Below are 23109 nucleotides of genomic sequence, written 5' to 3' on the forward strand. Positions count from 1 at the left end.
AAACTACGCCAGCTCAACCACTTTGTTATCGATAAGGCGGGCCTGGCCGAGCCATGCCGCCACCAGAATTACCGCACGTTTGCTGGTCTCTGTAAGTGCCAGAAGCGTATCGGCATCCCGAATTTGAACGTCGTCAGCACGAAGACCTTTCTCGTTCAGCGCCTGTTCAGCCAGGGCGATAATCTCTTCTGCTGTTAACTCTTTTGCCAGCAGTTGCTCTGCCATAGTATTCATGACTTTGCTTAAGCCCGGCGCAATTTTACGCTGTTCGGCGGTCAGATAGCCGTTACGGGAACTGAGCGCCAGGCCATCTTTCGCACGCACAATCGGTACGCCGACGATCTCGATGTCGTAACCCATATCCGCGACCATCTTGCGGATCAGCGCCAGCTGCTGGAAATCTTTCTCGCCAAAGCAGGCGATGTCCGGCTGCACCAGGTTAAACAGCTTGCTGACGATGGTGGAGACGCCACGGAAATGGCCCGGGCGGCTGGCGCCCTCCAGCATGGTCGAAATACCCGGCACGTCGACGTAGGTCGATTCAGTGGTGCCTTGGGGATACACATCAGCGGGTGCCGGTGCGAAGACGATATCCGGATGACGTTTTTTGAGCTTCTCGCAATCTTCCTGCAAGGTACGTGGGTAGCGCGCCAGATCGTCTTCGCGATCGAACTGCATCGGGTTAACGAAGATACTAACTACCACGATATCTGCCCGGGCTCTCGCTTCATCGACCAGCTTCATATGGCCGTCGTGCAGGTTGCCCATGGTTGGGACAAGGGCGATACGTTTACCTTCCTGACGCGCCCGACGAATATGCTGACGCAGCAGCGGCAGGGTTTCTATGATTAGCACACCTGGACTCCTTAATGGAAACTGTGTTCTTCGCCCGGATAAACGCCGGACTCAACCTCGGCAATATACTGCCGCACAGCAGCACGCATGTCGCCTGCTTCTGACAGGAAATTTTTAGCAAATTTTGGAATATGGCCGCCGGTGATCCCGAAGGCGTCGTGCATGACCAGAATCTGGCCATCGGTGACGTTACCCGCACCGATGCCGATCACCGGAATCGACAGCGCCTCAGTGATACGCTTAGCCAGCTCAACCGGCACACACTCCAGCACCAGCAGCTGCGCGCCCGCAGCTTCCAGCGCCACGGCATCATCAAACAGCGTCTGCGCCGCATCGCCTCGGCCCTGCACCTTATATCCGCCAAAGATGTTGACCGACTGCGGCGTCAGCCCCAAATGACCACAAACCGGCACGGCGCGGTCGGTGAGCATTTTCACCGTATCGACCAGCCAGGCGCCGCCTTCGATTTTGACCATATTGGCGCCGGCGCGCATCACTGTCGCCGCATTTTCGAAGGCCTGCTCCGGGGTGGCATACGCCATAAACGGCAGATCGGAAAGCAGCAGGCAGGCGGGGGCACCCCGGCGCACGGCGCGGGTATGGTAAGCAATATCCTCGACCGTGACCGGCAGAGTGGAATCATGTCCTTGTACCGTCATCCCTAACGAGTCTCCGACCAGCATGACGTTGATCCCTTCTTCGGCAAACAGTTTTGCGAAGCTGTAGTCATACGCGGTGATAGTGGCGAAGCGTTTTTTTTCCTGTTTGCATTTCTGCAATAAGGAGATGGTGGTTGGTTTCATACTGTTTCCTGATGGCCCAAAAGCGAATCTTTGCGCATTCTAACAGTAACATTTGAGGGAACAATGATTTTAGGCAATCGATTAACCGCAAATAAGGAATGGTTAATCGATGCGGAGGCGGGATTACCAGCGGGCCGGTTTATCCGCGTTGAGATTTTGCAGAACGGATTGCAGCGAGGCGCCGTCAGGGAAGGTGAGATCGGGCGCGACTTCAAACAGCGGCCAGAGCATAAACCCGCGGTTTTTCATGTCGTAATGCGGAACGGTGAGGCGTTCGGTGTTAATCACCTCATGACCGAAAAGCATAATATCGAGATCGAGCGTGCGCGGTCCCCAGCGTTCGGCTTTGCGGACGCGACCCTGCTGTAGCTCAATACGCTGGGTATTATCCAGCAGCGTTTCTGCGTCAAGGGTCGTTTCCAGCACCACGGCGGCGTTCAGATAATCAGGCTGATCCTGCGGGCCAAGCGGCGGCGTACGGTAAAATGAGGACAGCGCGACGATGCGGCTTTGGGGGATCTCTCCCAGAGCCTGCACGGCAGCGTTAACCTGCTCCAGCGGAGAGGCCAGATTGCTGCCGATGGCGATATACGCAAGGGTCATGCCGTGCCTTCACGACGCGGTGCGCGTTTGCGCGGGCGACGGTGACGACGGCGCGGTGCCGGTTCATCATCCAGATCCGTAAGCATATCTTTTTGCTCCGGTGGCGCAGAAACCTGAAACTCGCCCCACCACTGCGCCAGGCGCTGTAGTTCCGGGTTCCTTTCAACTTCAGCACGCAGAGAGAGCAGATCGAACGCGGCGCGGAACTTAGGATGCTCCATCAGCTTCCAGGCGCGTTTACCCTGACGGCGGGACATACGCAGCTGAAGCTGCCAGATATCACGCACCAGCGTGGTAATACGTTTCGGGATCGCCAGCGTGCGACAGCCTTCGTCCAGCACGTCGTTTGCCGCCAGCGCGAACGCATCATAATAGGCGAGACCGCTCTCCTGGGTAATGCGCTGCGCCGTTTCCAGCAGCGGATACCAGAACATGGCCGCGAACAGGAACGCCGGATTCACGCGCATATCGTTATGAATACGGGTATCGGTGTTCTTCAGCACCTGCGCAATTATCCGCTCCATTGCGCTGTCACCGTTTTCGGTGAAGTAGCGGGTAATGGTCGGGAACAGCGGCTGGAACAGGTTGTACTCACGCAGCAGGTTGTAGGTTTCAAACCCGTAGCCTGCCTGGAGCAGCTTTAACGACTCCTCAAACAGACGGGCAGGGGGCACGTCGTTGATCAGCGTCGCCAGGCGCGGGATCGGCTCTGCGGTTTCCGGGCTGATACGCATGTTCAGCTTGGCGGCGAAACGCACGGCGCGAAGCATTCGGACCGGATCTTCGCGATAGCGTGTTTCCGGCGTGCCGATCAGGCGAATCAGACCGTCTTTCAGATCCTGCATACCGCCGACGTAATCGCGCACGGTAAAATCCGCCACGCTGTAGTAAAGGCTGTTGATGGTGAAATCGCGACGCTGAGCATCTTCTTCAATAGAGCCGAAGATGTTGTCACGCAGCAGCATGCCGTTTTGGCCGCGCTGGGAAGTCGTGCGATCGTTAACGCCCGCTTCGTGGTGACCGCGGAAGGTCGCCACTTCAATAATTTCCGGTCCAAACATCACGTGCGCCAGACGGAAACGGCGGCCAACCAGACGGCAGTTGCGGAATAATTTACGCACCTGCTCAGGCGTGGCGCTGGTCGTCACGTCGAAATCTTTTGGTTTTTTGCCCAGCAGTAAATCGCGCACCCCGCCGCCGACGAGATAGGCCTCGTAGCCTGCTTTATTCAGACGATAGAGCACCTTGAGGGCATTTTCACTGATATCTTTGCGGGAAATATTGTGCTGCTCACGCGGAATGACCGACATGTGTGGCTGTGCAATAGCGTCGTTCGCCATGCTCTCTTCGCGGCTCAGCACTTTACGGCAAAAATTAGCGACTCGGGTAAAAATAGTACACCTCGTAGTGTGTTTTGTTATCAAAAAAGCGGCTAATCATAGCTCAGCGCAACGCATTTGAGAATGCTGGATTTTTGGCACGGCCATAAGCGCCCAGTCAGCAATGGCCGTTTTCAGCAATTCATCCAGACTCAGATCCTGCCATTCCTGCGTTACATTCTGGTTGAGAAATCGCAGCGCGTCGATCAAAACCGGGCGCGGATCGCCCTCAGGCAGCGCCGGGGCATGATTCTGTTTCGATAGCTTATTTCCCCGTTCATTGACTGCCAGCGGCAGATGGATGTAATCCGGCACCGCCCAGCCAAACTGCTGGTAAAGCGATATTTGCCGCACGGTAGGCTCAACCAGATCCGCCCCGCGCACGATTTCCGTAACGCCCTGGAAATGGTCATCGATAACCACCGCCAGGTTATAGGCAAACAAACCATCACGACGGTGAATAATAAAATCTTCACGCGCCAGGCGTTCATCCGCCTGAATTGTTCCTGAGAGTACGTCGGTAAACTGCGTCACTGGAGTACGCTGTATCAGCCGCACGGCAGCATTCTCAGGACCGTTGTGCCGCGTACGGCAGTGGCCGTCGTAAACGCCACCCACGCTCTGAATTCGCGCCCGCGTGCAGGTGCAGTTATAGGAAAGGCCCTGTTCAGCAAGCCACGCCAGACGTTCACGGTAGGCATCATGGCGTTGAGACTGCCAGAGTATGTCGCCGTCCCAGTGAAGACCGTAATGTTCCAGCTGACGCAGAATAGTTTCTGCTGCACCGGGAACTTCACGTGGAGGATCGATATCTTCAATGCGGACCAGCCATTGACCCTGACGGGCGCGAGCCTGTAGGTAGCTGCCGAGCGCGGCAATTAATGAGCCGAAGTGTAATTTACCGGAGGGAGATGGCGCAAAGCGCCCGATATAGTGAGATTCAGACATATCAACGGTAACAAGGCGGGAGAGACTCCCGCCTTAGCTGAGTAGTGAGAGGGCAGGCGTTAGCCGGCCATCTGTTTTTCGCGGATTTCTGCCAGCGTTTTACAGTCGATGCACAGATCGGCTGTTGGACGCGCTTCCAGGCGACGAATACCGATTTCAACACCGCAGGATTCGCAGTAGCCAAAATCTTCGTCCTCGACCTTCTTCAGCGTTTTTTCGATCTTTTTGATCAGTTTGCGCTCGCGGTCACGGTTACGCAGTTCGAGGCTGAACTCTTCTTCCTGAGCGGCACGGTCGACCGGGTCCGGGAAGTTAGCAGCTTCATCCTGCATATGTGTAACGGTGCGATCGACTTCATCCCTGAGTTGATTACGCCATGCTTCAAGAATACGCTTGAAGTGCGACAGCTGGGCTTCGTTCATATACTCTTCGCCCGGCTTCTCTTGATACGGCTCCACCCCAGCGATGGCGAGAATACTCAGGGACGATGTTTTACGGTTTTGCCCTTCTTGCATGTTGCTTCTCCTTAACACGCACTATCGATCCCCGTGTTGGGGGAAAAATCAGGTCGCTATAAATAGCAGATGCTTTTCCGTATGGCAATTATCTAAACGTAACACTTGACAACCCTGTGAGGAAAAGCGTATTTGCGCACGCGGCCAGAACACTTATTAGTCAATCGTCTAATCCCTTATAAGACAATGGGAAGAGAGGATCTCAGAGTCATATTATCGGCAGAAAGTTCCGCTTTATAAGCGAAAATCTCTACCCCCTGCTTTTGTGCCTCATTCAACAATTGCGCGTATTTAGGATCAATATGACGGGCCGGGGAAAACCGTTCAATGGCTGAATGCAGAACCGCAAACAGCAACACGGCGCGCTTGCCCGCCGCCGCTACACTCATTAGCTCTCGCAGATGCTTCTGGCCACGTAGCGTTACCGCATCCGGAAAGAAGCCGTTTTCCTGTTCCGCTAACGTCACTGATTTCACTTCAATATAGCACTCAGGGCGGTCTTCCGCCTGTAACATAAAATCAATTCTGCTGCCTTCATCGCCATATTTCACTTCGCTTTTTTGCGTGCCGTAACCCACCAGTTCAGGAAGGATTCCATTTGTCAGGGCTTCCTTAACCAGCTGATTTGCGCGCAGGGTATTCACGCAAATAAATGCCCCGCTTTGCGTCTCGGTCATTTCCCATGTATGGGGATATTTGCGTTTAGTATTTTCTGATGTGGAATACCAGACCGTGTCACCCGGCGTGGCGCAACCGGTCATGGCGCCGGTGTTAGGGCAGTGCAGCGTGAGCGTTTCGCCCTCAGGGGTGATCACGTCAGCGAGAAAGCGTTTGTAACGCTGGATCAGCGTGGCGGGCTGGAGTGCAGGGCTAAACTTCATCAGGATTCCTTAACGTGTCGCCCAGCGTCCAGCGCTGGAGCGGAGTATAGCGGGTGCGTCCTTGTACAAAGGCAGATTCGTACAGCGCAAATTCATTCACCTGAAAGGACCAGTGAAAGCCCGGTGGCGGGATGGCAACGGCCTGACCCGCGTCGCGCAGCAGGGTAATGTGGGGATGAAACGGCTGCGGGCTCTGATAACAGCCGCTGCGCGCGGCCTGCGCCCGCAGCATGTTGGCGAGCTGTAGCAGTCCGCGAGGGGGCTGCCGCGTCCCCAGCCAGACCACCCGAGAGCGCAGCCATTGCCCGGCATCGTCAAGATGCAGCGTAAACCCCGGCTGCGAAATGCGTCCGGCCATTGCGCTTAACGCGCGCTGCTTTTCAGCGCTTACTTCACCAAGAAAGGCTAACGTCAGGTGCATATTGGCGGCGACGACGGGGCGGCCCGCTTCCGCGGGGAAGTGGCTGGCGCGCCAGCGAACAATCTGCCGTTGAAGCGTGGTGGGTAATTCAATGGCGAAGAATAGCCGTTTTGACTCAGACATGCGCAAGACTCGGTAATGATATGCGCCGATGCTACAATGTACGCCGATTAATGTTAACCCTCTGGAGCCGTAAGTGTCCTCTTTGCCCGTCGCCGTCGTCCTTCCTGAGCTTCTCGCAGCCTTAGAACATGCGCCACAGGTTTTGCTCAGCGCGCCCACCGGAGCGGGTAAATCCACCTGGCTGCCCCTGCAAATTCTGCGCGAGGGGAGCATCAGCGGGAAAATTATCCTGCTGGAGCCACGCAGGCTGGCCGCGCGCAATGTGGCGCAGCGCCTGGCGGAACTGCTGAATGAAAAACCGGGCGAGACGGTAGGGTACCGGATGCGCGCCGAAACCTGCGTTGGACCGTCCACGCGGCTGGAGGTGGTCACCGAAGGTATTCTCACCCGTATGCTGCAAAACGATCCGGAGCTGACCGGCGTCGGGCTGGTGATCCTTGATGAATTTCACGAGCGCAGCCTCCAGGCCGATCTGGCCCTTGCGCTGCTGCTCGACGTTCAGCAGGGGCTGCGCGACGACCTTCGGTTGCTGATTATGTCGGCGACGCTGGATAACGAGCGGCTCCGGCAGACGCTCCCTGACGCGCCGATGATCTCCTCTGAAGGGCGTGCGTTCCCGGTCGAGCGCCGCTATCAGCCGCTGCCTGCCCATCAGCGTTTTGACGAAGCGGTTGCCATCGCCACCGCCGAATTGCTCCGTCAGGAACCCGGCTCGCTGCTGCTGTTTTTACCCGGCGCAGGCGAAATCCAGCGCGTACAGGAGCAGCTGGCATCCCGGGTGAACAGTGACGTTATGCTGTGCCCGCTCTACGGCGCGCTGCCGTTGGCTGACCAGCGCAAGGCGATCCTTCCCGCACCGGCGGGGCAGCGCAAAGTGGTGCTGGCAACCAATATCGCGGAAACCAGTTTGACCATCGAAGGCATTCGCCTGGTGGTGGACAGTACGCAGGAGAGGGTGGCCAGTTTTGATCCGCGTACCGGGCTGACCAGGCTACTGACGCAGCGCATCAGCCAGGCCTCAATGGTGCAGCGCGCAGGGCGAGCAGGGCGTCTTGAGCCGGGTATTTGCCTGCATTTAACCAGCGCCGAGCAGGCGGAGCGTGCGGCATTGCAGAGCACGCCTGAGATTTTACAAAGCGATCTCTCCGGGCTGGTGATGGATCTGATGCAGTGGGGCTGCCCGGCCCCTGACCAGCTCACCTGGCTTAATCCTCCGCCTGTCGTGAACCTTTCCGCCGCGCGCAGCCTGCTGACCCAGCTTGGCGCGCTGGAAGGCGAGCGACTGACGGCGCGCGGTCAGAAAATGGCGGCGCTGGGCAACGATCCGCGTCTGGCGGCAATGCTGGTGGCAGCACAGGGCGACGATGAAATTGCCACGGCGGCAAAACTGGCGGCTATTCTTGAGGAGCCGCCGCGCGGTGGCAGCAGCGATCTGGGACAGGCCTTTTCTCGCCATCAGGGAAACTGGCAACAACGCGCGCAGCAGCTGTGTAAACGCCTGAATTGCCGGGGCGGTTCGCCTGACAGCGATAAAGTTATCCCTCTGCTGGCCCAGGCCTTCCCGGACAGGATCGCTCGCCGTCGCGGGCTGGATGGTCGCTATCAGCTGGCAAATGGGATGGGCGCGATGCTGGACAGCGATGACGCCCTGACGCGTCACGAATGGCTGATCGCGCCGCTCTTGCTCCAGGGCAGCCACTCCCCGGACGCGCGTATTTTACAGGCGGTTGCCGTGGATATTGACGCGCTGACGCGTGCCTGCCCGCAGCTGCTTCAGCAATCTGACATCGTGGAATGGGATGATGCCCAGGGCACGCTGAAGGCGTTCCGTCGTAGCCAGATTGGCAAACTGACGCTCGGGACGAAACCGCTGGCGAAGCCGTCGGAGGAAGAGTTACACCAGGCGATGCTGAACGGCATTCGGGAAAAAGGGCTGAGCGTACTGAACTGGACGCCGGAGGCCGAACAGTATCGCATTCGCCTGCATTGCGCCGCGAAGTGGCTGCCGGAACAGGGGTGGCCTGCGGTGGATGATGAGACGCTGCTCGCGACGCTTGAACAATGGCTGTTGCCGCAGATGAACGGTGTACACTCGCTGCGCGCCCTGAAGGCGCTTGATGTTAAGGCAGCGTTACAGAATTTACTGGACTGGTCGTTACGTCAACGTCTGGATAGTGAACTGCCTGGGCATTACACTGTGCCAACCGGGAGCCGGATTGCCATTCGTTATCATGAGGATAATCCGCCGGCGCTGGCGGTTCGGATGCAGGAGATGTTTGGTGAGGCCACCACGCCGTCCATCGCTGAAGGGCGCGTGCCGTTAGTGCTTGAGCTGCTTTCGCCTGCGCATCGTCCCTTGCAGATCACCCGCGATCTGGGGGCGTTCTGGGCGGGGAGCTATCGTGAAGTGCAGAAAGAGATGAAAGGGCGATATCCCAAACACGTCTGGCCGGACGATCCGGCGAATACCGCGCCGACACGGCGCACGAAGAAATATTCGTAATGGATCGAAAAGGGGAGTGCGGCCTGATGCCCTCACCCCGGCCCTCTCCCACAGGGAGAGGGAGAAACAAACTTTGAGAGATTTCTTCTTTCACTGACCTGTGCAAGATAAGAAAATCTGGCCTTTGCGCCTGAATGTTGCGGAGAAAAAGCATGGCGGGGAATGACCGCGAGCCAATAGGACGTAAGGGAAAGCCGACGCGTCCGGCGAAAGAAAAGGTAAGCCGTCGTCGCCTCAGAGATGAGGAGTATGACGATGACTATGAAGACGATTATGAGGATGAAGAACCGATGCCACGTAAAGGGAAAGGCAAAGGGCGTAAGCCTCGTGGTAAGCGCGGCTGGTTCTGGTTGCTGCTGAAGCTGTTCATTGTTTTTGTTGTCCTGATCGCGATTTACGGCGTTTATCTGGATCAGAAGATCCGCAGCCGTATCGACGGGAAAGTCTGGCAATTGCCTGCGGCAGTGTACGGTCGCATGGTGAACCTTGAGCCGGACATGTCCATCAGCAAGAACGAGATGGTGAAGCTGTTGCAAGCCACGCAGTATCGTCAGGTCACGAAAATGACCCGTCCGGGTGAATTTACCGTCCAGGCGAAAAGCATTGAGATGATCCGCCGTCCGTTCGACTTCCCGGACAGTAAAGAAGGGCAGGTGCGCGCGCGTCTGACCTTTGACGGCGATCGTCTGGAAACCATTGAGAACATGGATAACGATCGCCAGTTCGGTTTCTTCCGTCTCGATCCGCGCCTCATCACCATGCTGTCGTCCGCAAACGGCGAACAGCGCCTGTTCGTGGCGCGTAATGGCTTCCCGGATCTGCTGGTAGATACCCTGCTGGCAACCGAAGACCGCCACTTCTACGAGCACGACGGTATTAGCCTTTACTCCATTGGTCGTGCGGTACTGGCGAACCTGACCGCCGGGCGTACGGTGCAGGGGGCGAGTACCCTGACCCAGCAGCTGGTGAAAAACCTGTTCCTCTCCAGCGAACGCTCTTACTGGCGTAAAGCCAATGAAGCGTACATGGCCGTGCTGATGGATGCACGCTACAGCAAGGATCGTATTCTTGAGCTGTACATGAACGAGGTGTACCTCGGTCAGAGCGGTGACAACGAGATCCGCGGCTTCCCGCTGGCGAGCCTGTACTACTTTGGTCGTCCGGTAGAAGAGCTGAGCCTTGACCAGCAGGCACTGCTGGTGGGCATGGTGAAAGGCGCGTCGATCTACAACCCGTGGCGTAACCCGAAACTGGCGCTGGAGCGTCGTAACCTGGTGCTGCGTCTGCTGCAACAACAGCAGGTGATTGACCAGGAGCTGTACGACATGCTGAGCGCGCGTCCGCTGGGCGTTCAGCCGCGTGGTGGGGTGATTTCTCCGCAGCCAGCCTTTATGCAGATGGTGCGTCAGGAGTTGCAGTCTAAGCTCGGGGATAAAGTGAAAGATCTCTCCGGCGTGAAGATCTTTACCACCTTTGACTCCGTGGCACAGGACGCCGCAGAAAAAGCGGCGGTAGAAGGTATTCCGGCGCTGAAAAAGCAGCGTAAGCTGAGCGATCTGGAAACCGCGATGGTAGTGGTTGACCGTAACACCGGCGAAGTTCGTGCCATGGTGGGCGGTGCTGAGCCGCAGTTTGCGGGCTATAACCGTGCCATGCAGGCGCGTCGTTCAATTGGTTCACTGGCAAAACCGGCGACCTATCTGACCGCGCTGAGCCAGCCGAATCTTTATCGCCTGAATACCTGGATTGCCGATGCGCCAATTTCCCTGCGCCAGCCTAACGGCCAGGTTTGGTCACCGCAGAACGATGACAGACAGTTCAGCGGCCAGGTCATGCTGGTGGATGCGTTAACCCGCTCGATGAACGTGCCAACGGTTAACCTCGGAATGGCGCTGGGCCTGCCGGCCATTACCGACACCTGGCAGAAGCTGGGGGTACCGAAAGATCAGCTGCACCCGGTGCCAGCGATGATTCTGGGGGCGCTTAACCTGACGCCAATCGAAGTGGCGCAGGCGTTCCAGACCATCGCCAGCGGCGGTAACCGTGCTCCGCTTTCCGCTCTGCGTTCGGTGATTGCCGAAGATGGCTCCGTGCTGTATCAGAGCTTCCCGCAGGCTGAGCGCGCAGTTCCGGCGCAGGCGGCCTATATGACGCTGTGGACCATGCAGCAGGTTGTCCAGCGCGGTACCGGCCGTCAGCTGGGAGCGAAGTATCCGGGCCTGCATCTGGCGGGTAAAACCGGGACCACCAACAACAACGTCGATACCTGGTTCGCCGGTATTGATGGTCGTGAAGTGGTCATCACCTGGGTGGGGCGCGATAACAACCAGCCGACCAAACTGTATGGCGCGAGCGGTGCGATGTCGATTTACCAGCGCTACCTGGCCAACCAGTCTCCGGTGCCGCTGAACCTGGTTGCCCCGGAAGATATCGTTGATATGGGCGTGGACGCATCGGGCAACTTTATCTGCGGTGGCGGGATGCGTACGCTGCCGGTCTGGACGACTAACCCGGATGCGCTGTGTCAGCAAAGTCAGCCAGAAGAACCGACAGGTAACCCGTTCGATCAGTCTTCTCAACCTCAGCAGCCGCAGCAGCAACAGCCGCAGCAGCAGAATGAGAAGAAAGACAGCGACGGTGTCGCCGGCTGGATCAAGGACATGTTTGGCGGAAACTAATTAGTTTCCTGAATAAAAGGCCGCTTAATGATTAAGCGGCCTTTTTTTATGTTTACATTCATTTATATTTAAAATTATTAAATTTAAAATGTAGAATTATTAATTTTTGCTTTTTTTCATCTAAAACAGAAAGTTGTGTCCGATTATTCGGGTGTTATCATTTTGCGATCTAGACGTGATGAAGAATAATCTGATTAAATCCTCTCCAGAAATTTACTGACCTCACAGGATATTCCTTAGAGGACTTCCCAACATTTTTGTATATATCAAGAATGGATATCTTCATCATCACATATAAGGATATTGTTATGAGTAAATATGTTGTTTCAACGGTGCTGGCCAGCACGCTTATGGCTGCACTCTCTCTGCCGGTATTTGCAGCGAACGATTCTGGTACGGTAAATTTCGCCGGAAAAATTGTGGCGGATACCTGTGAAATTGATGTTGATGGCTCGGGGTCCAATACTTCCACCGTCACATTTGCAGATACTTATCCTTCTGATTTTGGTACTGACGGTCAGGTCGGGACGTCGAAGGCCTTTAAGATTGAAGTGAAAAAATGTGATCCGCTGGTTGCCAAACTGAACCTCAAGTTCAGCGGCACCACAACGGATGCGGAATACAAGCGCCTGAAGAACGATCTTTCCGGCGCTGGCAATGCGACCAACGTTGGCATCATTGTCAGTAATGAAAATGGGACTAAGGGGGACGTGGTTTTCAACGGATCAGAACCGGAAGCCGGTACCGATGTTGCGAACGATGCCACTGGCGCCACAGCATCTGTCTTTAATTACACCGCGAAAGTTATTCAGGTTGGTGATAACAAACCAACAGCAGGTCACTACTCCTCATCTGCAACGTTCGAGGTTGTTTATCGCTAAATCTATTTTGGCAGCCTGAAAGGGCTGCCTTCTGGAACGTAGTATGAATTATTTATTAAAATTGTTAGGTGGATGTTTGATTATCTCTTGCTGTTCAGTACAGGCAAGTGTGGTTCTCGGTGGCACGCGAATTATTTATCCATCGAATAAATCCGAAGTACAAATAGCACTCAAAAATAAAGACCCTCATACTCGATATCTGGTGCAAAGCTGGGTGAGTTACCCCAACGATGCAAAAGCACCTTTCATCATTACGCCGCCTGTCTATAAATTACAGGAAAATCGTCAGACCCTTTTGCACATCATTTTTACCGGCGATAAAAAAAATCTGCCCGCAGATCGCGAATCTTTATTTCTGGCGAATGTGAAATCCGTCTCGGCGTTATCACCTGACTTAAAAGACAAGAATACGCTGCAATTCGCGATGAAAACGCGTCTGAAACTGTTCTGGCGCCCTGCTGATTTGAAAGAAGCCGATGCCCTACAGGCCTATGAAAAAATCACGTTCCTCCGCCAGGGTAACAGGCTCATTGCGAAAAACCCAACGCCGTTTTACGTCTCCTTTGGCGAGCTGGCCGTGGGCGGGAAAAGTGTCCCTGTGACTGACACAAAAACCACGCCGGGGGCGATTTCAATGATGGTCGCACCTTTCAGCGAGCAATATTTTTCTGTGCCTCAATCTGCAAACGGGCCCGTGACGTGGACTGCTATTAGCGATTTCGGCGCGCAAACCTCCCAGCGCAAGCAGGCTCTTTAAACACACAATGCTGGTACCCTATGTCGTCATCTCCACTCTACAAACAGGTTCTGAAGGGAATCGCGTTAGCGCTGCTCGCGATGATCCAGCCTGTGAGTGCAGATGACGAATTTAACCTGCGGATCCTTGAGATGGACACTCCGCTGGAAAACACCTCAACGCTAAAAAATTTCATCAATGATAATGGCTTACTGCCGGGAAACTTTCTGACGACCATTATGTGGGATCGGGATGTTCTGGATAAACGCACGGTGAGTTGGATCTTGTCTGACGATAAGCAGCGCCTGTTACCGGAGCTGACCAAAGCGGATCTGCGTGCATTAGGGGTAAAAGTCGACACGATCCCGGACATGAAAGATCTGGATGATGCGGCGATAATCGATGACATCTCCCATTTTATTGATAATGCCCGCTACGATTACGACCAGGATAATCAGACCCTCAAGCTGGTGATCCCGCAAAAATACCGCGATCAGGCTGCGGCCGGGGCTATCGAGCCGAAATTCTGGGATGACGGTGCTCCCGCCGCCTGGACAAGCTACCAGTTTAGCGGCTCTCAGCAGCACTACCGTTCTGGTGAAACGTCATCTGCATGGCTTGGTCTGGAGTCGGGGATCAACCTCGGGGCGTGGCGGTTGCGTAACAACAGCACCTGGAGTGACAACGCCGGTTGGGATGCAATCGCCAGTACGCTGCAACGTGATATCAAAACCCTGCAAAGCCAGCTTGAGATAGGCCAGACGTACACTAACGGCGAGCTTTTCGACAGCGTCCAAATGACCGGCGTGAAGCTGGAAACGGATACTTCCATGCTGCCCACCAGCCAGCAGGGGTTTGCCCCCGTGGTGCGTGGTATCGCAAATAGCGATGCAAAAGTCACCATCAGGCAAAACGGCTACACCATTTATCAAAGCAACGTCTCTCCGGGACCATTTGAGATCCGCGATTTAAGCCAGGTCACATCCGGCGCGGATCTGGAGGTGACGGTGGAAGAGGCCGACGGCAGCGAACACAGCTTCATCCAGGCCAGCGCATCGGTACCGGTGCTACAGCGGGAAGGGGCATTTAAATATTCGCTGGCGGCAGGGCGTTATCGCGGTAATGAAGGTGAGGACGAGCCCCCTTTTCTGCAAGGGACGGTCATTTACGGCCTGCCTTATGGCGTAACAACATACGCCGGCGCGCTCGTTGCATCGTCGTATCAGGCTATGCTGGCGGGAACAGGGGCCGATCTTGGCCGTTTCGGATCGGCATCCGTGGATGTGACCGCCGCCCGTACGGCTTTTGATGATGGACGAGATGATGCCCGCGGGATGTCATGGCGTGCGCAGTATTCCAGGGATATTCCGGATACAGACACCACCGTGACGCTTGCCAGCTACCGTTATTCCACCTCAGGGTTTTATACCTTTCAGGAAGCTGTCGACCAGCGTGACAGCGAGATTGACGATGGGATTTATACCTATCGGCGAACCAATAATCGGCGCAGCCGCATGCAGGTTAATCTTTCCCAACGCGTTTCGGACTGGGGATCGGCTTACCTTAATGGTTATCAGCAGGATTACTGGAACATGGCGGGACACGAGCGCAGCGTCAGTGCGGGGCTAAGCTCCGGCTGGCGCGGTATAACCTGGTCGGTAAGCTACAGCCTGACGCGTACGCCGGACGCCAATACCGATCGGCAAATGGCGTTGATGGTCAACGTACCTCTTTCACGCTGGCTAGCGAACGCATGGTCAACTTACAGCGCCAACACTGCCAGCGGTGGATTCGTTTCGCATCAGGTAGGGATCGGCGGCACGGCACTTGAGAACAATAACCTCAGCTATAACCTCCAGCAGACCTATGCCAGTCAAGATACTGGCTATGGCGGCAGTGTATCCGGGCGCTACCGGGGATCTGCCGGTGATGTCGGGCTGGGGTATAACTACGGGGGCGATAACCGACAGTGGAACTACAGCGCGCAGGGTTCAATTGTTGCGCATGAACATGGAGTAACCCTGGGGCAATCCGTCCGCGACGCCTTTGCCATTGTCCATATCAAAGATGGCGATAACGTCAAAGTACAGAACGGGCGAGGGATCTACACCGATCGCTTTGGTAACGCGATTGTCCCTTCCCTAACGGCTTACCGGAAAAACGGTATTACGGTCAACACCCAGGATCGTGAAGATATTGAAATTGCCGCCGCTACCCAGGATGTTGTCCCAACAAAAGGTGCGGCCATCTCAGCGAATTTTGATGCACGAGTGGGGAAGCGTGCGCTTATCACGCTGCTTTTCCACGGCAAGCCGGTACCTTTCGGCGCCATTGTCACGCAGGAAAGTGCAACGGCTATCGTCGGTGATGAAGGAGAAGTCTGGCTTACCGGTCTGCATGAAGCGGTTTCCCTGAATGTGCAGTGGGGTGACGGGCGCGATCAACGGTGTGCGTGGGCGGGGGATCTCCCTCCCGGGCGCTCAGCAACTATTTTGAAAATGACGGTAAATTGCCAATGAGGCGTAGCAAAGAACTATTCATCAGCGCAATGGCTGGCCTAATCATGCTGTTTTCAGCTCCGGCATTCGCAACTTGTACATTTACGGGAGGCGGAAGTAGCGGGGGAATTGTTACCTTCAACATTCCCGCTGTCATCCAGCTTGAGCCAGACGTTCAGGTCGGTACCATTATTTATGACGCCAGCGTGGAATCAGGTGAAATTGCGCAAAGATGTGATGGTGATTCCGTTCGGGTACGTAGAGGCTATCTCTCATTGAGTGATGCTGATGCACGTGAAGATGTTTTACCCGGAGTGTATAAAACCAACGTGGCCGGGATTGGCATTCGCGTTGCAGCGTCTACAACCCAGTTCCCCAGCTATACCGAAGAAGACATTATCAGGCCGGAAACTTATCTTGGCACGATCAGAAGCTTTTCAACGAATTACAATTTCCGGGCTACCGCTCAGTTGATCGTTATTGGTGAAGTCGAAGAGGGCGATCTTAATACGTCCCTGTTAACCTCACATGAAACTTACGATAACGACGTGATAGGCGAAATTCGCTTTTCACCAACCAGTGTGCACATCACGACAAACACATGTAACCTGGCGGATAAAAACATCTACGTGCCGCTAGAAACGGTCAATGCGCACGATTTTAACGGTCAGTATTCTGACATCCTGACCGACAGTCGTTTCAGGATTGATATTACGGACTGCGCCGCCGGGACAAAAATTGATTATCAGTTCACCAGTGCAGGGTCGACTGGCGTAACGGATGGCAATATCCTCAACATTGCTACCGGAGACAACGCTGCAAGCGGCGTAGGCATTCAAATCCTCGACAAGAACGATGCGGTGTTACAGTTCGACCAGAGCTACACGGCAATAACCCGTAGCCAGGACAACGTCCCGGTTGAGATCCCACTCAAAGCCCGTTACATCAAAACGGGAGAGGTTAAAGCCGGGAAAGTCGACGCCGTCGCGACTTTCGAACTCTTCTATCGTTAAGCCCTCCGGCCCGTTTCGGCGGGCTTTAGCGATCATTTCGCTAACTTCATTAACCCTCTATTTTCATCTGGTTAATTCTTAAACCCTTAAATCTTGTAGGGCCGCATACTGCTTGCTATGCAGCCAACGTTTCGCATATTATTCTGCGGTCATAATAATAATTCTCGTTTACGTTATCATTCACTTTTCCATCAGAGATCCATCATGGCGCTTTCCAATACTGCTCAGCCAATTAACACGTCGCTGCGTAAAATCGCGGTCGTCGTAGCCACAGCGGTTGCCGGCATGTCTGCTTATGCTCATGCCGCCGAAACCCCGAAAAAAGAAGAAACCATTACTGTTACTGCCGCACCGGCTGCGCAGGAGAGTGCCTGGGGGCCTGCACCGACGATTGCAGCAAAGCGCACTGCAACGGCGACGAAAACCGATACACCGATCGAGAAAACCCCGCAGTCCATTTCCGTGGTCACACGTGAAGAGATGGACATGAAACAGCCGGGGACGGTTAAACAGGCGCTGGCCTACACGCCGAGCGTTTTCGCAACGCGCGGCGCCTCAACGACCTATGATGTGGTTTCGATTCGTGGGTTCACCACCTCCAGCACCGTGAATACCAACCAGTATCTGGATGGTATGAAGCTGCAAGGGGATAACTACTCTGAAGCGTCGATGGACCCATACTTCCTGGAGCGCGTAGAGCTGCTGCGAGGCCCGACGTCCGTACTGTATGGCAAAAGCCACCCTGGCGGCGTAGTGAGTATGGTCAGCAAGCGTCCAACCACGGAACCGTTAAAAGAAATTCAGTTCAAAATGGGGACGGATAACCTGTGGCAGACTGGGTTTGACTTCAGCGACGCGATTGATGATAACGGCGTGTGGTCCTACCGTCTGACCGGCCTGGGACGCAGTGAAAATGCGCAGCAGGAGATGGTGAAGTCTACTCGTTACGCGATTGCGCCGTCTTTCAGCTGGCGTCCTGATGATAAAACCGATTTCACTTTCCTGAGCAACTTCCAGAGCGATCCGGATGCGGGTTACTACGGCTGGCTGCCGCGTGAAGGTACCGTTGTGCCTTACTATGATGCTAACGGAAAGGCGCACAAACTGCCGACCGATTTCAACGAAGGCGATGAAGACAATAAGATCTCCCGTCGTCAGAAAATGGTGGGTTACAGCTTCGCGCATGAATTCAACGACACCTTCACCGTGCGTCAGAATCTGCGTTATACCAAAATCAATACGCTTTACCGTTCAGTTTACGGTAATGGCTATATCGCTCCGGCCCAAATCAGCCGTGCGTACGTGCGCTCAGATGAAGACCTCAACTCGTTCACGGTTGATACACAGCTCCAGTCGAAATTCGCGACCGGTGCCGTTGACCATACGCTGCTGACGGGGGTGGATTACCTTCGTATGCGCAATGATATTGATGCTGACTACGGTACCGCCGATCCGATCAGCATGAACAATCCGCAGCACGGCAATGCGAACGTCAATGTGAACTTCCCGTATGCCATGCTCAATCGCCAGGAGCAGACCGGGCTCTATGCGCAGGATCAGGCGGAATGGGATAAGTGGGTACTCACCATGGGTGGCCGCTATGACTTTGCAAAAACGTCTGCCTTTAACCGTAATAACGGGACCACCGCGGAAATTAACGATCAGGCATTTACCTGGCGCGGGGGGATTAACTACCTGTTCGACAACGGGATTACCCCATACTTCAGCTACAGTGAATCCTTTGAACCGCTCTCTGGCACCACCCAGGGCGGCAAACCGTTCGATCCGGCGCGCGGCAAGCAGTATGAAGCGGGCGTGAAGTATGTTCCGAAAGATCTGCCTGTTGTGGTGACGGCCGCGGTATACCAGCTGACCAAGAACAACAACCTGACCGCCGATCCGGCGAACCCGACCAGCGGCTTTAGCGTGCAGGGCGGTGAAATTCGCTCCCGTGGCTTTGAGCTGGAAGCGAAAGCGGCGGTGTCGGCTAACGTGAACGTAACGGCGGCCTACAGCTACACCGATGCGGAATATACCCATGATACCTGGTATGAAGGTCGTCGTCCGGCAGAAGTACCGCGCAACATGGCATCCCTGTGGGCGGATTACACCTTCCACGAGACGGCGCTGAGTGGCCTGAACGTCGGTGCGGGCGCGCGTTACATCGGTAACACGGTGACGTACTACTCCTCAGCGTCGCCTAAAGCCTATGAGTCCTTTAACGTCGCGGGTTATGCCCTGGCGGATGCGACCGTGAAATACGATCTGGCGCGCTTTGGTCTGCCGGGATCTTCCGTCGGTGTCAACGTGAACAACATCTTTGACCGTGAATACGTCTCCAGCTGCTACAGCGAGTATGCATGCTACTGGGGAGCAGGACGCCAGGTTGTTGCCACCGCGACCTTCCGCTTCTAACCTCTTTATGGGCACGGTTCGCCGTGCCCTTTTTATTTAAGTTGGCTGACATGCAGGATAATAAAACGCAATCCGACTCCACCTTCACGCTTAACAATCTCTCCTTTCGCGTACCCGGGCGCACCTTGCTGCATCCGCTCTCTTTGACGTTTCCCGCAGGTAAAGTGACCGGTTTAATCGGGCACAATGGTTCCGGTAAATCGACGCTGCTGAAGATGCTGGGTCGTCATCAGCCGCCGTCCGAGGGCGACATATTGCTGGATGACCAGCCGCTGGGGAGCTGGAGCAGTAAGGCCTTTGCCCGCAAGGTGGCCTATCTGCCGCAGCAGTTGCCGCAGGCGGAGGGGATGACGGTGCGCGAGCTGGTGGCGATTGGACGTTATCCGTGGCACGGTGCGCTCGGGCGTTTTGGCGTCGCTGACAGAGAGAAAGTGGAAGAGGCGATCGCGCTGGTTGGGTTAAAACCGCTGGCGCACCGTCTGGTGGATAGCCTGTCCGGTGGCGAGCGTCAGCGCGCATGGATCGCGATGCTGGTGGCGCAGGACAGCCGCTGCCTGCTGCTCGACGAACCCACTTCGGCGCTGGATATTGCTCATCAGGTTGACGTCCTGGCGCTGGTGCATCGCTTAAGTCAGCAGCGCGGCCTGACGGTGATTGCCGTTCTGCATGATATCAACATGGCGGCACGCTATTGCGACTACCTGGTAGCGCTGCGCGGCGGTGAAATGATCGCTCAGGGTACCCCTGCCGAACTGATGCGCAGCGAAACGCTGGAACATATCTACGGTATTCCTATGGGCATCCTGTCTCACCCAGCCGGTGCTGCACCCGTGAGCTTTGTCTACTGATGCTGGATTCAACATTCATTAGCCGCCGTCGCCTGCTGACGGCCATGGCGCTCTCACCGCTGCTGTTAAAGATGGGCCCGGCCCGCGCTGCCGCTATCGATCCGCACCGCATCGTGGCGCTGGAGTGGTTGCCCGTCGAACTGATGATGGCGCTTGGCGTGACGCCTTACGGCGTGGCCGATATTCCCAACTACACCCTGTGGGTGAATGAGCCAAAACTGCCGGACTCCGTCATCGACATTGGCCTGCGTACGGAGCCGAACCTTGAGCTTCTCACCCAGATGAAACCGTCTTATTTATTCTGGTCTGCGGGGTATGGCCCGTCGGAAGAGACCATGGCGAAGATTGCGCCCGGACGGGGCTTTTCCTTTAGCGACGGCAAAAAGCCGCTGACCATGGCAAAAAATTCCATCCACGAGATGGCGCAGTTTCTCAACCGTGAGGCTCAGGCGAAAAAACATCTCGATGAATTTGATGCGCTGATTGATTCCCTCAAGCCGCGCTTTGCCCACCGTGGCGATCGGCCTTTGCTGATGGTAACCCTGCTGGATGCCCGCCATATGCTTGTCTTTGGAAATAACTGTCTGTTCCAGGAAGTGCTCGACAGCTTTGGCATTCGCAATGCCTGGGAAGGCGAGATGACATTCTGGGGCAGTACCGCCGTGGGTATTGACCGTCTGGCGGCGTTTCGTGATGTGGACGTGCTGTGCTTCGATCACGGGAACGAGCGCGAGATGCAAACCCTGATGGCGACCCCGCTCTGGCAGGCAATGCCGTTCGTCCGCGAGCAGCGCTTCCTGCGCGCGCCAGCGGTATGGTTCTACGGCGCGACGCTGTCGGCAATGCATTTTGCCCGCGTGCTGGACAATGCACTGGGAGGCAAGGCATGAGCACGCGTATGGCTCGTTTCCCAATGTTGCTGTTAGCGCTCATTTTTCTGGCTGCCCTGATGTTAACCGGCTTTAACCTGAGCACGGCGTTACCGCGCGATCAATGGGCAGCCGCGTTTGCCGCACCGGATATCGATAATATTCAGCAAATGCTGTTCCACTACAGCCTGCTGCCGCGTCTGGCTATCTCCCTGCTGGTCGGGGCGGGACTGGGACTGGTGGGCGTACTGTTTCAGCAGGTGCTGCGTAACCCGCTGGCAGAGCCGACCACGCTGGGCGTGGCGACGGGGGCTCAGCTGGGGATCACCATCACCACTCTCTGGACCCTGCCGGGAGCGTTAACCTCGCAGTTTGCCGCGCTGGCAGGCGCATGTGTGGTCGGTGCGCTGGTCTTTGGCGTGGCCTGGGGAAAACGTCTCTCGCCGGTCACGCTGATCCTCGCGGGGCTGGTCGTCAGCCTCTACTGTGGGGCGATCAACCAGCTGCTGGTGCTGTTTCACCACGACCAGCTGCAAAGCATGTTTATGTGGAGTACCGGCACGCTCACCCAGACCGACTGGAGTATCGTCCAGCTCCTGTGGCCGCAGCTGTTCGGCGGCGTGGTGCTGACGCTGCTGCTGCTGCGTCCGCTGACGTTGATGGGCCTCGATGACGGCGTGGCGCGCAATCTGGGGCTGGCGCTGTCGCTGGCGCGTCTGGCGGCCCTGACCCTGGCGATTGTGCTGAGCGCGTTACTGGTTAACGCCGTCGGCATCATCGGGTTTATCGGCCTGTTTGCGCCATTGCTGGCAAAAATGCTCGGCGCGCGCCGTCTGCTGGCGCGTCTGATGCTGGCTCCGCTGATTGGTGCGCTGATCCTCTGGCTTTCCGATCAACTCATTCTCTGGCTGGCGCGCGTCTGGATGGAAGTTTCCACGGGCTCGGTGACGGCCCTGATCGGCGCGCCGCTGCTGCTGTGGCTGTTGCCGCGCCTGCGCAGCATTAGCGCCCCGGCAATGGATGCCGGCGATAAAGTACATGCCGAACGTCAGTCGGTGGTGTGGTTCAGCCTTGCCGGACTGGCGGTGCTGGTTATCGCCTCGTTTGCCGCACTCTCGCTGGGACGCGACGCCACGGGCTGGCACTGGGCGACGGGGGATTTGCTGCATGAACTCATGCAGTGGCGCTGGCCGCGGATCTTCTCCGCGCTGATTGCGGGCGTCATGCTGGCGGTGGCCGGCTGTATTATCCAGCGTCTCACCGGCAACCCGATGGCAAGCCCGGAAGTATTAGGGATCAGCTCCGGAGCCGCGTTTGGCGTAGTGTTAATGTTGTTCCTCGTGCCGGGAAATGCGTTCGGCTGGCTGATGCCTGCCGGGAGTATCGGCGCGGCAGTCACGCTGATGATTATCCTGATCGCCTCCGGGCGAGGGGGGTTCTCACCTCACCGCATGCTGCTGGCCGGGATGGCGCTCAGCACCGCGTTTACTATGCTGCTGATGATGTTGCAGGCGAGCGGCGATCCGCGCATGGCGCAGATCCTGACCTGGATTTCCGGTTCAACGTACAACGCCACCGGCAGTCAGGTGGTGCATACCGGGATTGTGATGATCGTGCTGCTGGCGATTGTGCCGCTGTGCCGTCGCTGGATGACCATTCTGCCGCTGGGTGGGGATACCGCCCGCGCGGTCGGGGTGGCGCTGACGCCAACGCGTATCGCCCTGTTGCTGCTGGCCGCGTGCCTGACGGCGACGGCCACCATGACTATCGGCCCGCTCAGTTTTGTCGGATTAATGGCGCCGCACATCGCCCGTATGATGGGCTTCCGCAGGACTTTGCCGCATATCGTGATCTCTGCGCTGACGGGCGGAGCGATCCTGGTCTTTGCTGACTGGTGCGGAAGGATGGTGCTGTTTCCGTATCAGATCCCGGCGGGCCTGCTGTCGACCTTTATCGGCGCGCCGTACTTTATATATCTGTTGAGAAAGCAAAGTCGGTAATAAAAGTAAACGGCAATCCTTAGATTGCCGTTTTCGTGTTTGCTCCATCTCCCTGTGGGAGAGGGTTCCACACAAAATAATGCCTGCACAGACGGCCCCCTCTCCCTTGAGGGAGAGGGCTGGGGTGAGGGGGAACATAC

At 56.2% G+C, this 23109-nt stretch carries 18 protein-coding genes; 10 read left to right on the forward strand and 8 right to left on the reverse strand.

Annotated elements, in window-relative coordinates; translation table 11 throughout:
* Nucleotides 1–3: 3 nt before the first annotated feature.
* The 8 genes from panC to thpR form a co-directional block, all read right to left on the reverse strand.
* Nucleotides 4–855: a pantoate--beta-alanine ligase gene (panC, locus tag L463_RS14530; RefSeq protein WP_032103202.1), complete on the reverse strand. Its 852-nt coding sequence runs from the start codon at nucleotides 853–855 to the stop codon at nucleotides 4–6.
* Between the two features lie 11 nt (nucleotides 856–866).
* Entirely contained in the window at nucleotides 867–1658 is a 792-nt protein-coding gene (gene panB / locus L463_RS14525; protein WP_015572705.1) for a 3-methyl-2-oxobutanoate hydroxymethyltransferase, read from the reverse strand.
* Nucleotides 1659–1781: 123 nt separating this feature from the next.
* A complete protein-coding gene (gene folK / locus L463_RS14520) occupies nucleotides 1782–2261 on the reverse strand; it encodes a 2-amino-4-hydroxy-6-hydroxymethyldihydropteridine diphosphokinase (RefSeq protein ID WP_032103204.1) in 480 nt (159 codons plus the stop codon).
* Entirely contained in the window at nucleotides 2258–3655 is a 1398-nt protein-coding gene (gene pcnB / locus L463_RS14515) for a polynucleotide adenylyltransferase PcnB (protein WP_026080645.1), read from the reverse strand. The genes folK and pcnB overlap by 4 nt, the downstream gene beginning before the upstream one ends.
* 42 nt (nucleotides 3656–3697) lie before the next feature.
* Entirely contained in the window at nucleotides 3698–4588 is an 891-nt protein-coding gene (gene gluQRS, locus L463_RS14510) for a tRNA glutamyl-Q(34) synthetase GluQRS (protein ID WP_032103206.1), read from the reverse strand.
* Between the two features lie 59 nt (nucleotides 4589–4647).
* Nucleotides 4648–5103, reverse strand: a complete 456-nt coding sequence (dksA, locus tag L463_RS14505; RefSeq protein ID WP_001155232.1) for an RNA polymerase-binding protein DksA — start codon at nucleotides 5101–5103, stop codon at nucleotides 4648–4650.
* 176 nt (nucleotides 5104–5279) lie between these two features.
* Nucleotides 5280–5984 carry a DNA/RNA nuclease SfsA gene (sfsA, locus tag L463_RS14500; RefSeq protein WP_032103207.1) on the reverse strand — a complete coding sequence of 235 codons (705 nt, stop codon included), beginning with the start codon at nucleotides 5982–5984 and terminating at the stop codon, nucleotides 5280–5282.
* Nucleotides 5974–6528, reverse strand: a complete 555-nt coding sequence (thpR, locus tag L463_RS14495; RefSeq protein WP_003856249.1) for an RNA 2',3'-cyclic phosphodiesterase — start codon at nucleotides 6526–6528, stop codon at nucleotides 5974–5976. The genes sfsA and thpR overlap by 11 nt, the downstream gene beginning before the upstream one ends.
* A 73-nt stretch (nucleotides 6529–6601) precedes the next feature.
* Here thpR and hrpB point away from each other — a divergent pair, with 73 nt between their 5' ends.
* The 10 genes from hrpB (at nucleotide 6602) to fhuB (ending at nucleotide 22969) form a co-directional block, all read left to right on the forward strand.
* Entirely contained in the window at nucleotides 6602–9031 is a 2430-nt protein-coding gene (gene hrpB, locus L463_RS14490) for an ATP-dependent helicase HrpB (RefSeq protein WP_032103209.1), read from the forward strand.
* Between the two features lie 152 nt (nucleotides 9032–9183).
* Nucleotides 9184–11709 (forward strand): bifunctional glycosyl transferase/transpeptidase, encoded by a 2526-nt coding sequence (gene mrcB, locus L463_RS14485; RefSeq protein ID WP_015572709.1) that lies wholly within the window; start codon nucleotides 9184–9186, stop codon nucleotides 11707–11709.
* Nucleotides 11710–11981: 272 nt separating this feature from the next.
* Nucleotides 11982–12590, forward strand: coding sequence for a fimbrial protein (locus L463_RS14480; protein ID WP_015572710.1), 609 nt, complete (start codon nucleotides 11982–11984; stop codon nucleotides 12588–12590).
* A gap of 43 nt (nucleotides 12591–12633) precedes the next feature.
* Complete coding sequence (locus L463_RS14475; RefSeq protein ID WP_032103211.1) at nucleotides 12634–13347, forward strand: fimbrial biogenesis chaperone; 714 nt, start codon at nucleotides 12634–12636, stop codon at nucleotides 13345–13347.
* A gap of 20 nt (nucleotides 13348–13367) precedes the next feature.
* Entirely contained in the window at nucleotides 13368–15845 is a 2478-nt protein-coding gene (locus tag L463_RS14470) for a fimbria/pilus outer membrane usher protein (protein ID WP_032103213.1), read from the forward strand.
* Nucleotides 15846–15889: 44 nt separating this feature from the next.
* Nucleotides 15890–16837, forward strand: coding sequence for a fimbrial protein (locus tag L463_RS14465; protein WP_223826492.1), 948 nt, complete (start codon nucleotides 15890–15892; stop codon nucleotides 16835–16837).
* A 204-nt stretch (nucleotides 16838–17041) separates the two neighbouring features.
* Entirely contained in the window at nucleotides 17042–19252 is a 2211-nt protein-coding gene (gene fhuA, locus L463_RS14460; RefSeq protein WP_032103215.1) for a ferrichrome porin FhuA, read from the forward strand.
* Nucleotides 19253–19302: 50 nt separating this feature from the next.
* Nucleotides 19303–20100: a Fe3+-hydroxamate ABC transporter ATP-binding protein FhuC gene (gene fhuC, locus L463_RS14455; RefSeq protein WP_032103217.1), complete on the forward strand. Its 798-nt coding sequence runs from the start codon at nucleotides 19303–19305 to the stop codon at nucleotides 20098–20100.
* Nucleotides 20100–20990, forward strand: a complete 891-nt coding sequence (fhuD, locus tag L463_RS14450; RefSeq protein ID WP_003856240.1) for a Fe(3+)-hydroxamate ABC transporter substrate-binding protein FhuD — start codon at nucleotides 20100–20102, stop codon at nucleotides 20988–20990. Before fhuC ends, fhuD begins: the two co-directional genes overlap by 1 nt.
* The gene (gene fhuB, locus L463_RS14445; protein ID WP_032673124.1) at nucleotides 20987–22969 is read left to right on the forward strand and encodes a Fe(3+)-hydroxamate ABC transporter permease FhuB; all 1983 of its coding nucleotides are present in this window, start codon (nucleotides 20987–20989) and stop codon (nucleotides 22967–22969) included. Before fhuD ends, fhuB begins: the two co-directional genes overlap by 4 nt.
* The last annotated feature ends 140 nt before the right edge of the window (nucleotides 22970–23109 follow it).

It is taken from the genome of Enterobacter sp. BIDMC 27 (assembly GCF_000534415.1).
Lineage (GTDB): Bacteria > Pseudomonadota > Gammaproteobacteria > Enterobacterales > Enterobacteriaceae > Enterobacter > Enterobacter hormaechei_C.